Genomic DNA, 12,407 nt, shown 5'->3' on the forward strand with positions numbered 1-12,407 from the left:
TTCAGGGTAGGACCGACTCCTTCGCCGCGTAGACGGCCTCGGTGGCGTCCTTCTGCGGTCGCCACCACTGCTCGTTCTCGCGGTACCAGTCGACGGTCGCCTTCAGGCCGGCACGGAAGTCGACATACGTTGGCGTCCAACCCAATTCGGTGCGGAGCTTGGTCGAGTCGATGGCGTAACGCAGGTCGTGGCCGGGGCGGTCGGTGACGAAGTCGAAGGCGTCGGGTGCGTTGCCGGTCTCTTCGAGAATCGCTTCGAGGACGGTGCGGTTGTTCGCTTCGCCGTCGGCTCCGATGAGGTAGGTCTCGCCGATGCGGCCGCCGTCGATGATGGCCCAGACGGCGCTGTTGTGGTCGTCGACGTGGATCCAGTCACGCACGTTCTGCCCGGCGCCGTAGAGCTTGGGCCGGGAGCCGCTGAGGATGTTGGTGATCTGGCGCGGGATGAACTTCTCCACGTGCTGATACGGGCCGTAGTTGTTGGAGCAGTTGGAGATGGTGGAGCGGACGCCGAACGAACGCGTCCAGGCCCGCACCAGCAGATCACTCGACGCCTTGGTGGACGAGTACGGGCTCGACGGGTTGTACGGAGTGGACTCGGTGAACCGCGCCGGGTCGTCGAGTTCGAGGTCGCCGTAGACCTCGTCGGTGGAGATGTGGTGGTAGCGGACGTCGTGTTCGCGGACCGCATTGAGCAAGGTGGTGGTGCCGATGACGTTGGTGTGTACGAACGGCCACGGATCGGTCAACGAGTTGTCGTTGTGGGATTCGGCGGCGAAGTGCACGACCAGGTCCGTCTCGCGCACGAGGCGGTCGACGAGATCGGCGGCGGCGATGTCGCCGTGCACGAACTCGATTCGATCGGCCACCGGATCGAGGGAAGCCTTGTTACCGGCGTAGGTGAGCTTGTCGAGCACGGTGACCTGGGAATCGGGACGCTGCGCGAGGGTCTGATGTACGAAGTTCGCGCCGATGAACCCGGCCCCACCCGTGACGAGAATTCTCATGAACAGGCACTTTACCGGTGGATGCCCGAGCGGGCCGATCTTGTCTGCCCGGCGTGCTAGCTTCTCTTCGACTTCGGGGGGAGTAGTGATCGGATGGGTCTGGGGAAGATTCCTGTCCGTCTCGCGGCATCGATAGCGCTGTCGTTCGGCCTCATGTGGGCAATCCCGCAGCTGGCACCGGAAGTGCCCGAACCGTACGAGGGAGTGCCGTGTCGGCCCTACCGAATCCCGTAGGTCGATGTCGCCGACTCGGTTGAGCGATCGGCCGTCGGAACTGTCAGGAGCCTCGGACAGTGCGGCCGGCGAAAGCCGCCAAACGCTCGTACGCGTTCGCGTCGTCGGGTGCCGGTTGCTCTGGATCGAAGGCACCACCGCGCCGTTCGTCGGTCATGTTCGCGGACATGAACACCATCCCCTCCTCGGGCACGGTCTGGTCGAGATCATCGGTGCCGCGACCGAGTGCGGTCGCGAGATCCCACGCGTGCACCGAGAGTTCCGCGGCAACCATGCCGAGCGGCAGCGGCGAACCTGCGTCGATCTCGGCCATCAGTTCGCGAGTCCGCTCGGTCCACAGCGGAATCGGATCCGAGGACGACTCGGGCGTCGCCGACCAGTCGATCTCGCCACCCCGAGCCATGGTCACCAGGTTGGCAGCGGTGTTCACCAGGTGATCGGTCAGGTCAGCGACGGTCCACTCGGTGCAGGGCGTCGCCGATGCGCGTTCGGCTTCGGTCACTGTGGAGAGCAGAGCGGTGACCTGATCGATACCGGTGGCGATCTGGTTCGTCGTCGTCACGTGGCTTGTCCTCGGTTCTCGGTGGTCAGTCGGTCCCGTTCCCCACAGCTGCGAGGCAGGACGAAGTTTAGAGGCGGATTCCACATCGCGCGCGGAAACGGAGCGGCACAAGCGAGCGGGTGATCGGAGGGTCTGGAAGACTTCGCCGTCATGCGGGGAATCATTCTGGCGGGCGGCACGGGCTCGCGTCTTCATCCGATCACGATGGGCGTCAGCAAGCAGCTGGTCCCGGTCTACGACAAACCGATGATCTACTACCCGCTCTCGACTCTGATCCTGGCCGGGATCCGCGAGATCCTCGTCATCACCACACCCCAGGACGCCGACCAGTTCACGCGTCTGCTCGGTGACGGCTCCCAATTCGGCATCGACTTGACCTACAAGGTCCAACACGAGCCCAACGGACTCGCCCAGGCCTTCGTGTTGGGTGCCGACCACATCGGCACCGACTCCGCGGCATTGGTGTTGGGCGACAACATCTTCTACGGCCCCGGCCTGGGCACCCAACTTTCCCGTTTCGACACCATCGACGGCGGAGCCGTATTCGCCTACGAGGTCTCCGACCCCACCGCCTACGGCGTCATCGAATTCGATGCGAACCGCAAAGCCATCTCACTCGAAGAAAAACCCGCCGCCCCGAAATCGAACTACGCCGTTCCGGGGCTGTACTTCTACGACAACGACGTCATCGCCATCGCCCGCGACCTGCAACCGTCCGCGCGTGGGGAATACGAGATCACCGACGTCAACCGCCACTATCTGGAGGCAGGCCGCCTCCAGGTCGAAGTCCTCCCCCGCGGTACCGCCTGGCTCGACACCGGCACCTTCGACTCGCTGCTCGATGCCTCGAACTACGTGCGCACCATCGAACAACGCCAGGGCCTGAAGATCGGATCCCCCGAAGAGGTGGCGTGGCGACGCGGATTCATCACCGACGACGAACTGCGCGCCCGGGCGGAGACACTCGTCAAATCCGGGTACGGCCGCTACCTGCTGGATCTGATCGACCGAGGACACCGAGCATGAGCTTTCGCGAGTTGAGCATCGCCGGTGCCTACGAGTACACCCCACGCCAGTTCGGCGACGATCGCGGAGTGTTCTTCGAATGGTTCAAAGCCGGCCTCTTCGCCGAGACCACCGGGCGGTCGTTGGAGCTGCTGCAGGCGAACTGCTCGGTCTCCGCCGCCGGGGTCCTGCGTGGAATCCACTTCACCACCAACCCACCCGGACAAGCGAAATACGTCACCTGCGCCCGCGGAGCATTCCTCGACGTCATCGTCGACCTGAGGGTCGGATCCCCGACGTTCGGGCAGTGGGACAGCGTGCTGATCGACGACATCGACCGCAAAGCGGTGTTCCTGTCCGAAGGACTCGGCCACGCCATCCTCTCGCTCGAGGACAACTCGACCGTCATGTACCTGTGCAGTCTCGAGTACACCCCGGCCCTGGATCGCGACATCAACCCACTCGACCCGGCGCTGGGCATCGACTGGCCCACCACCGCACGCGACGGATCGCCGTTGACCTACGAGCTGTCCGACAAGGACAAAGCCGCCCCCACCCTCGCCGAAGCCCTCGCACGCGGAGACCTGCCGGACCTGTCGTGAGCGGCGAGCGCCGGATCGGGCAAACGCGCGCGCGTTCGTCAGACGCGCGCAGAATCGCCCGTGACCGTTGACGAGAATGCGCGCGTTCAGCAAGTGCGCGCGCGTGTGCGAACCTCACGGGGGCGAACCCGCGTTTGGCAAGTGCGCGCGCGTTTGCGAACCCCCGGCGGCGAGCCCGGAGGCTCAGCGGATCTTGAAGATCACGAATCGCTGAACGAGGAAGTTGATGACCGTCGCTGTGCCCTGCGCGATGACGAAGGCCACGTTGGCGTACCAGAAGCCGTCGGGAAGGGCCTGGTAGAGCCAGGTGTAGATGCCCACCTGGACGGCGAAGGTGACTCCGTACAGCGCGACGACGGCGAAGAACCTGGCCCGTGACGGAGCTGCGTTGAACGTCCAGCGGCGATTGATCAGGTAGGCCGTCGTCGTTCCGAGTACGAAGCCGATGGCCTTGGCCAGCGTCACACCGACGCCGAACACGAAATGCAGGAGCAGGTTGACGCCCTGGTCGACGATCGCCGACAGCACACCCGTCGCCAGGAACCGCAGCACCTGCGTCTTGAGGTCGAGGGCCGCGTCGGCGATGTTCTCGGTCAACGGCAGCTCGACGGGTAGCGGGACGTGATGCTGCAACTCTTCGTCCTCGGGCGACCAGTCGTCGCCCGTCGAGCCTTCTTCTGCGGAGCGGTCGGGGGTGGACACGAGGACTGACACTAGCCGCTGCTGCGGTGCGGGTACCCTCTTGAGCGATGTCCACGACAGCCGACGACGCACTCTTCCCCCTGGAACCACAGGCCGGGAACACTGCGCCGCTACCCACGCAGACCCGCACACTCACCGGTTGGGGCCGCACTGCGCCCTCCACTGGAGAGGTGCTCTCGACCTCCGACCCCGAGCTCATCGCGAACGCGGTCAAGCAGGTCGCCGAGCAGAACGACTCCAAGCCGGCCTACCTCCGACGCGGCGTCATCGCCCGCGGCCTCGGCCGCTCCTACGGTGACAACGCGCAGAACTCCGGCGGCCTCGTCATCGACATGAATGCGCTGAACGGCATTCACAGCATCGACGCGTCCACGCGCATCGTCGACGTCGACGGTGGCGTCAACCTCGATCAGCTGATGCGTGCTGCGCTGCCGTTCGGTTTGTGGGTACCGGTGCTGCCGGGTACGCGACAGGTCACCATCGGAGGTGCGATCGGCACCGACATCCACGGCAAGAACCATCACAGCGCGGGCAGCTTCGGCAACCACGTCCGCTCGATGGAACTGCTCACGGCGGACGGTCAGATCCGGCACCTGACGCCGTCGGGCAAGAACGCCAAGCTGTTCTGGGCAACGGTCGGCGGCAACGGACTGACCGGCATCATCCTGCGCGCAACCATCGAGATGACACCGACGGAAACGGCATATTTCATCGCCGACGGCGACGTCACCAGCACCCTCGACGAGACCATCGCACTGCACAGCGACGGCAGCGAGAACAACTACGACTACTCCAGCGCATGGTTCGACGCGGTTGCTCCGCCACCCAAGCTCGGTCGCGCGGCTGTGTCTCGTGGATCGTTGGCGCGCCTGGACCAGTTGCCGGAGAAGCTGCAGAAGGATCCGCTGCGATTCAACGCGAAGCCCTTGGTGAAGTTCCCCGACATTTTCCCGAACGGACTCGCGAACAAGTACACCTTCTCGGCCGTCGGCGAGGTCTGGTACCGCAAGTCGGGCAACTACCGCAGCAAGGTGCAGAACCTCACGGCGTTCTACCACCCACTCGACATGTTCAGTGAGTGGAACCGCGCCTACGGCTCCAAGGGATTCCTGCAGTACCAGTTCGTGGTGCCGCCGGAGGCCGTCGACGAGTTCAAGAAGATCATCGTCGATATCCAGAAGTCCGGGCACTACTCGTTCCTCAACGTGTTCAAGCTGTTCGGGCCCGGAAACAAAGCGCCACTGAGCTTTCCGATTCCGGGTTGGAACATCTGCGTCGACTTCCCGATCAAGCCGGGCTTGAACGAGTTCGTCCGCGAACTCGACAAGCGCGTGCTCGAATTCGGTGGCCGTCTGTACACCGCGAAAGATTCGCGCACCGACGCCGAGACGTTCCATTCGATGTACCCGCGGATCGACGAATGGATCAAGGTCCGTCGATCTGTAGACCCCACAGGCGTTTTCGCCTCCGATATGGCTAGAAGGCTGGAACTGCTGTGACGATAGACGCCGTAGGTAACCCCCAGACGATTCTCGTTCTGGGTGGCACCAGCGAGATCGGTCTCGCGATCACCGAGGAGTACCTGTCGAAGTCGCCGGCACGTGTCATCCTCGCTGCGCTGCCGAACGACCCGCTGCGCGAGAGCGCCGTTGCACAACTGACCGCCAAGGGCGCGAAGTCCGTCGACGTCATCGACTTCGATGCACTCGACACCGCATCGCACCCGAAGGTCATCGACGCCGCCTGGGCCAAGGGTGACGTCGATGTCGCCATCGTCGCCTTCGCCGTCGACTTCGATGCCGAGCAGCTCTGGCAGGACCAGCGCAAGGCCGTCCTCGCCGCGAACATCAACTACACCGCCTCCGTCTCGGTCGGCGTGCTGCTGGGCGAGAAGATGAAGGCGCAGGCCTACGGCCGCATCATCGTCATGTCCTCGGTGGCAGGCGAGCGGGTACGTCGCTCCAACTTCGTCTACGGCTCCACCAAGGCCGGACTCGACGGGTTCTACCTCGGGCTCGGAGAAGCGTTGCGCGAGTTCGGACCTCGGGTCACTGTCGTTCGCCCGGGCATGGTGCGCACCAAGTTCAGCGCGCACGTCAAGGAAGCCCCGATGACCGTCGACAAGGAGGTCATCGCGAAGCTCGCGGTGAACGCGTCGCGCAAGGGCACCCCGCTCATCTGGACTCCCGCTCCATGGCGTCTGGTGATGATGGTGCTGCGGCACGTACCGCGGCCGATCTTCCGCAAGCTGCCCATCTGATTTCGATGACAATCGGGGTTGCACCGGCTCGCAGAACCGCCTCTGCCGTCGGCGAGATCGCTCTCGGTGCGCTTTTCGCAGTCGTGGTGGCGACGGTCGGGTTGTACGCCTTCTCACTGGTTCAGTGGCCTGCGTTCAACTCGTCCAACGTCACCCGCGCCATCACGACGCTCGGTCAGGTGGTTGCGGCAGCACTGTTCGCCGCATCGATCTACCTGTACCGGATTCACAAGTGGCCGTGGATCGCTCGACTCGCAGCATGGGTCGGGCTGAGCGGTTTCGTCACCGTCACCCTCGGGATGCCGCTGGCTGCAACCAAGCTCTACCTGTTCGGCATCTCCGTCGACCAGGAGTTTCGCACCGAATACCTGACTCGGCTGACGGATTCGGCGTCGTTGCGGGACATGACGTACGCCGACATCCCGCCGTTCTACCCCGCCGGCTGGTTCTGGCTCGGCGGACGCGTCGGCAACATCCTGGGCATGGACGGCTGGGAAGTGTTCAAGCCCTACGCAATCGGGCTGCTCGCCGTCACCGCCGTCGTGTCGTTCGTGCTGTGGAAGGCGCTCATCCGAGCCGACTGGGCTGTCGCCGTCAGCGCCGTCACCACCGCACTCGTCGTCGCCCACGCCTCCCCCGAGGCATACAGCGCCGTGATCGTGATGCTCTTCGCTCCGGCACTGGTTCTCGCGTGGGGAGCGCTGCACCGAAGCGCATCGTGTGGGTGGGGCGCGGTGGTCGGCACCGGACTCTTCCTCGGTCTGGCCGCGACGTTCTACACGCTGTACCTCGGTTTGGCGGCGTTCACCGTGGTACTCATGGCACTGTTCGCCGCGGTCCTCGCATATCGCGAGCGGAAGTCCTGGAACGTACTGGTTCCCATCGTGATCAAGGTCGCCGCGATCGCAGCGATCTCGGGCCTCATCGCCGCGACCGTGTGGCTGCCGTACCTGATCGAATTCCTGCGCGGTGCGCCGTCCACGTCGGGCACGGCGTTGCACTACCTGCCCGAAGCCGGTGCGACACTTCCCTTCCCGATGTTCGAGTTCTCCCTGATGGGCGGACTGTGCCTCATCGGCACAGTGTGGGTCGCGGTGCGGTTCTCGTCCTCACGCCGGGCACAGGCACTCGGCGTCGGCGTCGTATCGATCTACCTGTGGACTCTGCTGTCCATGGCAGCCACGGCTGCGGGCACCACCCTGCTCTCGTTCCGCCTCGAAGCAGTCCTGATCGTATTGCTCGGCAGCGCAGGCGTTTTCGGCTTCCTCGAAGGCAGCCACGCGATCTACCAGGCCATCAACGAGCCCCCGAAGTTCCGCATCGCCGCCGTCGTCGTAGCGGCCATCGGTGCCATGACCTACGCGCAGAACATCCCCCAGGTACTGCAGACCGAGATCACCGTCGCCTACTCCGACACCGACGGTGACGGCAACCGCGCCGACATGCGCCCACCGAGCGCGGTCTCGTACTACCGCGAGGTCGACGAAGCCCTGACCGAGCAGACCCAGCGTCCGCGCGACGAAACCGTCGTACTGACCGCGGACACCTCGTTCCTGAGCTACTACCCGTACTTCGGCTTCCAAGGACTGACCTCGCACTACGCCAACCCGTTGGCGCAGTTCGATCAGCGAGCCGACGCCATCGAGCAATGGACCGAACTCGAGACACCCGATCAATTGGTCGACGCGCTGGAGAGCAGCCCGTGGCGCGCACCGGACGCGTTCCTGTTCCGCCGCGGCGCCGACGGCTACACCCTGCGCCTGGCCGAGGACGTCTACCCGAACGATCCGAACGTGCGCCGCTACACCGTCACCTTCCCCGAGGCACTGTTCGAGGATCCACGGTTCACCGTGACCGACATCGGCCCCTTCGCGCTGGTTGTGCGCACGGGTTGAACGCGAACGCACTACCTCGGCGATGCGGTGTGGGTTCGAAATCCCCTCGGTGAGCGTCCGGTCCATCGCGTGAATGCATGCGAGAAGCTGGCCACGTCGCTGTAACCGAGTTCGGCGGCGATCTCCCCTACCGTCACCGAACTGTCGAGCAGACGCATGGTCGCGTGCTCCTGAAGGAACGCCTGGCGCAGCGCACGGAACGTGGTTCCCTCGGTGCCGAGTTTCCGTTTGAGGGTACTGGTGGAGATGGCCATTCTCCGCGCACAGTGCGCACTGTTCGTGCAGTCGCGGTCGGTGTCGAACAGCGCGCGTACGGTGTCCGTGTACGACTTCGCGCGACGGCCGTCGACAGCTTTCTTCAGTTCCGCGATCCCGAGTCGATACGACAACGAATCGGAGAACCGGCATGCCTCGGCGAGGATGGCCGCCGGCACGAAGACGAACGGTGACGGCGCATCGAACACGATGCGCCGGATCTCGTCGTCGTCGAGCGCATCCCGCTCAGGGGCCGGGATATCGAGGTGAAGTTCGACCGCGGGCGCGGAACCGGCGAGCATGTCGATCAAACGAAGAAGGCACGAACCGCCGTACGCGACAGCAATGCTGTCGAGCCCGTCGTCTCCCGTGCGTCCGGCGAGTCCGATGGTCAACCCTCGATCGGTGTGGTGGATGTGCACGGCGAGAGCCGTCGAGATCAGAGGTAGGTACTCCAGCAACTCGACTATCTCCGAAACCGATCCGGCACTGATCAGCGGAAGACTGAGAGGCCCGAACGACGTGGGCTGCACGTATTGCGCGAACGTCGCACCGAGCCGGAACCCCTGTCGGCGGTCGAGGTCCGGGTACACCTCCCGAAACCACCGCAGCGGCACCTGGCCGTCGCGGGTGGCCAGCTCCGTCATGCTGACGCCGTCACGCAGCAGGATGCGTCGGAACGCCGCTTCGGCCCGCTCGCCCAGCGCGCCGCTACCGAGCAGCTGTGCGAAGGCAAGCGGAGGCACTCCGGACTCCTCGAATCCCACTGAGCCAAATTAACAACAAATCGATGCGTTCGAGCCTGGTTCGGGAAGCCCATCGCAGTGAGACTTGGAACACAGTTGCTCAGCGAGGAGAACACCATGGCACACGTCACCTTTGTCACGCACGACGGCGAGAAGCACGAGGCACCGTTGACCGAGGGCACATCCCTGATGCAGATCGCCGTCGACAACGCCATCCCGGGTATCGACGGGGACTGCGGCGGCGAAGCAGCCTGCGGAACCTGTCACGTCGTCGTCGATAACGCCTGGAGCGACGTCGTCGGCACCAACGACGAGGTCGAAGAGGACATGCTCGCCATGAACCCCGAGCGTGAACCGACATCTCGGCTGTCGTGCCAAATGACCGCGCGCGAATCCTGGGACGGCTTGACGGTCCGCGTTCCCGAATTCCAGATCTGACCTGCGGACCGGAGGAGAGAACCATGAGTATCGCCGACACCGTCGCAGCCACCGCGAGATCCATCATCCCGATGGAACTGCAGATTCGCGGTGCGCACCTCTACGACAAGACGCGCCGAATCGTGACCCGCACCGACGGCCAGGTCATGTTCACCGAGACCCCCATACCGCCGGTCGACGAGGTCGATCTCGCCGATATCGACCTGAGTAACCCGTTTCTGTACCGCCAGGGACTCTGGAAGTCGTACTTCGAGCGCGTCCGCAACGAGGCACCGGTGCACTTCCAACCGAACAGCCCGTTCGGGCCGTTCTGGTCGGTCACCCGGCATGCGGACATCGTCGCCGTCGACAAGAACCACACGGTGTTCTCGGCGGAGCCGTTCATCATCATCGGCAAGCCCCCGCGCTTCATGGATATCGCCATGTTCATCGCGATGGATCCCCCGCGTCACGACTCTCAGCGCGCCGCGGTCCAAGGGGTGGTGGCCCCGAAGAATCTCCGCGAAATGGAGGACCTGATCCGGTCGCGGGTTCGGGAGGTTCTGGACGGCCTGCCCGTGAACGAGCCGTTCGACTGGGTTCGCACGGTGTCCATGGAACTCACCGCACGGATGCTGGCCACTCTGTTGGACTTCCCCTACGAGCAGCGGCACAAGCTGGTCGAGTGGTCGGACCTCGCCACCGCGATGGAGCAGGCGAACGGTGGTCCCTCGGACAACGACGAGGTGTTCCGGGGAATGGTCGATATGGCCAAGGGTCTGAGCGCCCTGTGGCACGACAAGGCAGCGCGGAAGGCAGCAGGGGAAGAACCCGGCTTCGACCTGATCTCGTTGCTGCAGGCGAACGACGACACGAAGGACCTCATAGACCGACCGCTGGAATTCCTCGGCAACCTCACCCTGCTCATCGTGGGCGGAAACGACACCACGCGTAACTCGATGAGTGGTGGAGTTTTGGCGCTCAACGAGTTTCCCGACCAGTTCGAGAAGCTCAAGGCCAATCCGGATCTCGTGCCCGGCATGGTGTCGGAGATCATCCGCTGGCAGACCCCGCTGGCCTACATGCGCAGGATCGCGAAGGAAGACACCATCCTGAACGGCCAATTCATTCGCAAGGGCGACAAGGTGGTCATGTGGTACGCCTCCGGCAATCGTGACGAGCGGGTGTTCGATCGACCCGACGACCTGATCATCGACCGCAAGAATGCACGCAATCACATCGCGTTCGGGTTCGGCGTGCACCGGTGCATGGGCAACAGGCTCGCCGAGATGCAATTGCGCATTCTCTGGGAAGAACTGCTGGTTCGCTTCGAGAACATCCAGGTGGTCGGTGAACCCGAATACGTCCAATCGAACTTCGTGCGGGGTATCTCGAAGATGATGGTCACCCTCACCCCGAAAGTACAGACGCAGTGACGACCGATCGTGCGGTGATCGTCGGTGCCAGCCATGCCGGTGCGGGGCTGGCAGCACACCTGCGACGCGAGAAGTGGGCCGGAGACATCGTGCTCATCGGCGACGAGAAGACGCTCCCCTACCATCGTCCCCCCTTGTCGAAGGCGTATCTGGGCGGCACCTCGACCCTCGAGGCCATGGCCATCCGCGGAGCGGATTTCTACGACAAACAGAACATCGAGCTGGTCGACGGTTCGGTGAGCAGCATCGATCGTGAGGCTCGCACGGTCACGTTCGATACCGGAGTCACGCAGTCGTACAGCAAGCTCGCCCTGTGCACCGGCGCGCGAACTCGTCGATTGACAACTCCCGGAGCAGATTTGGCGGGCATCCACTACCTGCGCACCGCCGCCGACTCCGCATCGCTACGCTCGGCCGCGACGCCCGGCAAACGGGTAGTCGTCGTCGGCGGCGGTTACATCGGTTTGGAAACGGCAGCGTCCCTCCGCGCATCGGGTCTCGACGTCACCGTCGTCGAGGCCGCGGACCGTGTTCTCGAACGCGTGACCGCACCGGTGGTCTCGACGTTCTTCACTCGAATCCACCGCGAGGCGGGCGTGGACATTCGTACGCGGGCCCTCGTGGAGGAGTTCCGCGGAGACAACCAGGTGCGCGAGGTCGTACTGGCCGGCGGAGACACGCTTCCGGCAGACCTGGTTGTCATCGGAGTGGGCATCGTGCCCAACACCGAGCTCGCCGAATCAGCAGGAATCACCGTCGAGAACGGAATCGTCATCGACGATCGGGCACGCACCAACGATACCGACATTGTCGCCGCCGGTGACTGCGCCTCCTTCGACGTTGCACGCTACTCCCGACGCGTTCGCCTCGAATGCGTCTCCGCCGCAAACGAACACGCAAAGGTGGCGGCGTCGACCATCACCGGAGGGTCCGCCACCATCACCGCGCTTCCGTGGTTCTGGTCCGACCAGTACGACCTCAAGCTTCAGATCGCCGGACTGGGCACCGGATACGACGAGGTCGTCGTCGACGGCGACCCGGAGCGCGATCGCGACTTCACCTGCTACTACCTGCGAGACAGCCACCTCATCGCCGCGGACTGCATCAACCGTCCGCGCGATTTCATGAGCAGCAAGAAGAAGATCGCCGAGCAATCCACGGTCGAACCCAGCGAATTGGTCGGATAGGAACTCGACGACCGATACCAGAACGCCGACTCGTTGCCACGCATCTCGCCGGGAGTCATCGATCCCCACCGTGTGACCCACGTCGTTCGAGTTTTCGCCC

General features: G+C 64.2%; 12 protein-coding genes. 8 read left to right on the top strand and 4 right to left on the bottom strand.

Annotated elements, in window-relative coordinates; translation table 11 throughout:
* Nucleotide 1: 1 nt before the first annotated feature.
* Nucleotides 2–1,006 (bottom strand): dTDP-glucose 4,6-dehydratase, encoded by a 1,005-nt coding sequence (rfbB, locus tag CH273_RS14750; RefSeq protein ID WP_032395528.1) that lies wholly within the window; start codon nucleotides 1,004–1,006, stop codon nucleotides 2–4.
* Between the two features lie 277 nt (nucleotides 1,007–1,283).
* Complete coding sequence (locus CH273_RS14755) at nucleotides 1,284–1,802, bottom strand: maleylpyruvate isomerase family mycothiol-dependent enzyme (RefSeq protein ID WP_052049541.1); 519 nt, start codon at nucleotides 1,800–1,802, stop codon at nucleotides 1,284–1,286.
* A 150-nt stretch (nucleotides 1,803–1,952) separates the two neighbouring features.
* On the opposite strand from CH273_RS14755, the gene rfbA reads away from it, so the two are divergent.
* Nucleotides 1,953–2,828, top strand: coding sequence for a glucose-1-phosphate thymidylyltransferase RfbA (gene rfbA, locus CH273_RS14760; protein ID WP_045198019.1), 876 nt, complete (start codon nucleotides 1,953–1,955; stop codon nucleotides 2,826–2,828).
* Nucleotides 2,825–3,409 (top strand): dTDP-4-dehydrorhamnose 3,5-epimerase family protein, encoded by a 585-nt coding sequence (locus CH273_RS14765; RefSeq protein WP_032396424.1) that lies wholly within the window; start codon nucleotides 2,825–2,827, stop codon nucleotides 3,407–3,409. Before rfbA ends, CH273_RS14765 begins: the two co-directional genes overlap by 4 nt.
* 183 nt (nucleotides 3,410–3,592) lie before the next feature.
* Here the strand turns inward: CH273_RS14765 and CH273_RS14770 are convergent, their stop codons facing one another.
* Nucleotides 3,593–4,111: a GtrA family protein gene (locus CH273_RS14770; RefSeq protein ID WP_082074050.1), complete on the bottom strand. Its 519-nt coding sequence runs from the start codon at nucleotides 4,109–4,111 to the stop codon at nucleotides 3,593–3,595.
* A gap of 47 nt (nucleotides 4,112–4,158) precedes the next feature.
* Here CH273_RS14770 and CH273_RS14775 point away from each other — a divergent pair, with 47 nt between their 5' ends.
* From CH273_RS14775 to CH273_RS14785, 3 genes are read left to right on the top strand one after another with little or no spacing between them, the layout of a single operon-like run.
* On the top strand, nucleotides 4,159–5,610 hold the full coding sequence (locus CH273_RS14775; protein WP_032396425.1) for an FAD-binding oxidoreductase: 1,452 nt from the start codon (nucleotides 4,159–4,161) through the stop codon (nucleotides 5,608–5,610).
* Nucleotides 5,607–6,371, top strand: coding sequence for a decaprenylphospho-beta-D-erythro-pentofuranosid-2-ulose 2-reductase (locus CH273_RS14780; protein WP_032381093.1), 765 nt, complete (start codon nucleotides 5,607–5,609; stop codon nucleotides 6,369–6,371). The genes CH273_RS14775 and CH273_RS14780 overlap by 4 nt, the downstream gene beginning before the upstream one ends.
* Nucleotides 6,372–6,376: 5 nt before the next feature.
* On the top strand, nucleotides 6,377–8,266 hold the full coding sequence (locus tag CH273_RS14785; protein WP_052049809.1) for a galactan 5-O-arabinofuranosyltransferase: 1,890 nt from the start codon (nucleotides 6,377–6,379) through the stop codon (nucleotides 8,264–8,266).
* Between the two features lie 11 nt (nucleotides 8,267–8,277).
* Here the strand turns inward: CH273_RS14785 and CH273_RS14790 are convergent, their stop codons facing one another.
* Nucleotides 8,278–9,288, bottom strand: a complete 1,011-nt coding sequence (locus tag CH273_RS14790) for a helix-turn-helix domain-containing protein (RefSeq protein WP_179275486.1) — start codon at nucleotides 9,286–9,288, stop codon at nucleotides 8,278–8,280.
* Nucleotides 9,289–9,384: 96 nt separating this feature from the next.
* Between CH273_RS14790 and CH273_RS14795 the strand changes: the two genes are divergently transcribed.
* Genes CH273_RS14795 through CH273_RS14805 form a run of 3 tightly spaced genes read left to right on the top strand, consistent with a single transcriptional unit; the run spans nucleotide 9,385 to nucleotide 12,307 of the window.
* Nucleotides 9,385–9,705 carry a 2Fe-2S iron-sulfur cluster-binding protein gene (locus tag CH273_RS14795; protein WP_032396476.1) on the top strand — a complete coding sequence of 107 codons (321 nt, stop codon included), beginning with the start codon at nucleotides 9,385–9,387 and terminating at the stop codon, nucleotides 9,703–9,705.
* Between the two features lie 23 nt (nucleotides 9,706–9,728).
* Nucleotides 9,729–11,120, top strand: coding sequence for a cytochrome P450 (locus CH273_RS14800; protein ID WP_032396426.1), 1,392 nt, complete (start codon nucleotides 9,729–9,731; stop codon nucleotides 11,118–11,120).
* A complete protein-coding gene (locus CH273_RS14805; RefSeq protein ID WP_032396427.1) occupies nucleotides 11,117–12,307 on the top strand; it encodes an NAD(P)/FAD-dependent oxidoreductase in 1,191 nt (396 codons plus the stop codon). The genes CH273_RS14800 and CH273_RS14805 overlap by 4 nt, the downstream gene beginning before the upstream one ends.
* Nucleotides 12,308–12,407: the final 100 nt, after the last annotated feature.

It is taken from the genome of Rhodococcus sp. 05-339-2, assembly GCF_002258965.1.
In the GTDB taxonomy this organism is placed as follows: domain Bacteria; phylum Actinomycetota; class Actinomycetes; order Mycobacteriales; family Mycobacteriaceae; genus Rhodococcoides.

What these genes read in the sequence shown, in the direction of transcription:
- CH273_RS14795 (WP_032396476.1), top strand. Translation starts at nt 9,385, where the DNA reads ATGGCACACGTCACCTTTGTCACGCACGACGGCGAGAAGCACGAGGCA.
- CH273_RS14785 (WP_052049809.1), top strand. Translation starts at nt 6,377, where the DNA reads ATGACAATCGGGGTTGCACCGGCTCGCAGAACCGCCTCTGCCGTCGGC.
- CH273_RS14765 (WP_032396424.1), top strand. Translation starts at nt 2,825, where the DNA reads ATGAGCTTTCGCGAGTTGAGCATCGCCGGTGCCTACGAGTACACCCCA.
- CH273_RS14775 (WP_032396425.1), top strand. Translation starts at nt 4,159, where the DNA reads ATGTCCACGACAGCCGACGACGCACTCTTCCCCCTGGAACCACAGGCC.
- rfbB (WP_032395528.1), bottom strand. Translation starts at nt 1,006, where the DNA reads ATGAGAATTCTCGTCACGGGTGGGGCCGGGTTCATCGGCGCGAACTTC.
- rfbA (WP_045198019.1), top strand. Translation starts at nt 1,953, where the DNA reads ATGCGGGGAATCATTCTGGCGGGCGGCACGGGCTCGCGTCTTCATCCG.
- CH273_RS14800 (WP_032396426.1), top strand. Translation starts at nt 9,729, where the DNA reads ATGAGTATCGCCGACACCGTCGCAGCCACCGCGAGATCCATCATCCCG.